Consider the following 2,194-nt stretch of genomic DNA (forward strand, 5'->3'; position numbering starts at 1 on the left):
GCGTGGCCGGCAACGGCGGCGCGGGCGGCAACGCCAGCGCTGGCGGCGCCTCGACGCAGGCCAGCAACGGCAGCGCCACGGCGGGCGCCGGCGCGGTCGGCGCGGCTTCCGGCGCGGGCGGCGCGGGCGGCACCGGCAACGGCGGCACCGGTGGCGTGGGCAATGGCGCGGTGGGTGGAGCCGGCGGCGCCGGCGGCACCAACTACGTCGATGCCGGCACCTTCAACATGTCCAACATGATGAGCAGCGTCGGCCAGTCGGCCGCGGGCATCATGATCGCCAACCAGAACAGCGGCATGGCATCGCTGGTGCAGCAAAGCGTCAACGTCCAGGCCAACCTGGCGGTCGGCAAGTAAGGCAGTGCATGGCGGCGGCGCGCCGCGGGTGGATGGCCCGCGCGCATGCCCCGCCGGCACGGCACCAAGCCGGCAACTCAGGGCATCCGCGCGCGTTGTCCGCGCGAGGATGCCCGTTCGACGAAGCGTCCACTCGTCTCCCGCTTGCCCGTCCGGATGGGGGCGGCAGGCAAGAGGCCGAAGGAGACACCAACATGCGATCGGTCCGCTTTGCCGCCGCCGTCATGGCGACGGCCGTCCTGGTCTGGCCGGGCCTGCAAGCCCTGGCCGACCCGTTGCCCGACGGGCCATCGGCCGCAGTGCCTGCGGCAGACTCCGCCAGCGCCGCCAACACCGGCGCCGCGGTCCGGGAACCGGTTCCCCCCGCGGGGGGGCGCGGCGTATTCGCCGGCCTCGGCAAGCCGGTCGCCAGCAACAGGCTGGACGGCATCCGCGGCGGCTCCGAACTGGTGGCCAACGACATGCGCCTGGCCGGCACCGTGGCCGACAACAGCGCGAGCCACATCATGAGCGGGGCCAACAGCATCGCCGACGGCTCCTTCGCCAGCGCCGCGGGCCTGCCCACCGTGATCCAGAACTCGGGCTCCAACGTGCTGATCCAGAACGCCACGATCATCAACGTCCAGTTCAAGCCATGACGCTGCGCAAGCTGCTACTGCCGGCCGCGCTCGCGCTGGCCGCGGCGGCCGCGCCGGTGGCGCGCGCCGACGACGCGGTCATTCCCGCCGACGGCAGCCATTTCTTCAGCGTGCGCGTCACCAGCCTCAAGGAGGCGCGCTACAAGACCACCATCCGCCAGCAGTACGACTTCAGCTGCGGCTCGGCGGCGGTGGCCACGCTGCTGACCTACCAGTACGGCTACCCGGTCACCGAGCAGGTGGTGTTCGCCAACATGTACGTCAACGGCGACCAGGCCAAGATCCGGCAGGAGGGTTTCTCGCTGCTCGACATGAAGCGCTTTCTCGAGTCGCGCGGTTTCATCGCCGACGGCTACGAGCTGCCCTTGTCCAAGCTCGAGGAAACGCAGATCCCGGCCATCGTGCTGGTGGTCGAGAACGGCTACCACCATTTCGTGGTGGTCAAGGGCGTGCGCGGCAACCGCGTGCTGATCGGCGATCCGGCGCTCGGCACGCGCGCGATCTCGCGCGAGCATTTCGAATCCATCTGGGACAGCCAGCTGCTGTTCGTCATCCACAACCGCGAGGAGCTGGCGCGCTTCAACCTGGCGGCCGACTGGCGCGTGGCGCCGACCGGCCCTTATTCAATGGGTATCAACCGGGATAGTCTGTTCTTCACTGTCATGCCTTCGCATGGCAGCAGCGACTTCTAAGGAACGCATCATGTTCCAGGCATCCTCGAAGCCCACGCAATCCCGCCGCAGCGCAGCCGGTCCGGCTACTGCGATGGTGCTGCTCGGCGCAGGGCTGGCTTGCGCCGGCCACGCGCGGGCCGATGAAAACACGGGGCTCGCAGTGCCGGATCTGCATGGCGCAAGCGATGCCGCCGGCCTTGCCGTCCCGCCTGCCGCGCAGGCGGAATCCACCAACCCTTCCTTCGCTGCCGCACTGGGCGGCATGGCCGGCCGGACGCCGGCAACGCAGGACAACGCGGCGCGCGATCCGGCGCCGCAGGACATCGCGGCGGTGCCGACGGAATTCGATGTGTTTGCCGCTGCCGTCGACGAGGCGGCGCCCGCCATGTCCGGCGCCGACGTCGCCGCTGCCGCGGACACGCGCGAGGCATTGCCGCCAGCGCGGGAAGCGCCACCGGCAGCCGCCGCGCCGCGCCCGCCCGATGTCATCGCTGCAGCGCCAGCGCTGACGCCGCCGCAGCCGCCA

The 2,194-nt window shown here is 70.9% G+C and carries 2 protein-coding genes and 2 pseudogenes; all 4 read left to right on the forward strand.

The window, feature by feature from the left end; translation table 11 throughout:
- Positions 1–356 (forward strand): annotated as a pseudogene (locus tag K206_RS40520) (hypothetical protein); the annotation flags it as partial.
- Between the two features lie 194 nt (positions 357–550).
- A complete protein-coding gene (locus K206_RS0136445; protein WP_020207141.1) occupies positions 551–994 on the forward strand; it encodes a hypothetical protein in 444 nt (147 codons plus the stop codon).
- Complete coding sequence (locus tag K206_RS0136450) at positions 991–1,686, forward strand: C39 family peptidase (RefSeq protein WP_020207142.1); 696 nt, start codon at positions 991–993, stop codon at positions 1,684–1,686. The genes K206_RS0136445 and K206_RS0136450 overlap by 4 nt, the downstream gene beginning before the upstream one ends.
- 10 nt (positions 1,687–1,696) lie before the next feature.
- Positions 1,697–2,194, forward strand: a pseudogene (locus tag K206_RS40525) (hypothetical protein); the annotation flags it as partial.

The sequence above is a fragment of the Cupriavidus sp. WS genome (assembly GCF_000395345.1).
Classification (GTDB): domain Bacteria; phylum Pseudomonadota; class Gammaproteobacteria; order Burkholderiales; family Burkholderiaceae; genus Cupriavidus; species Cupriavidus basilensis_B.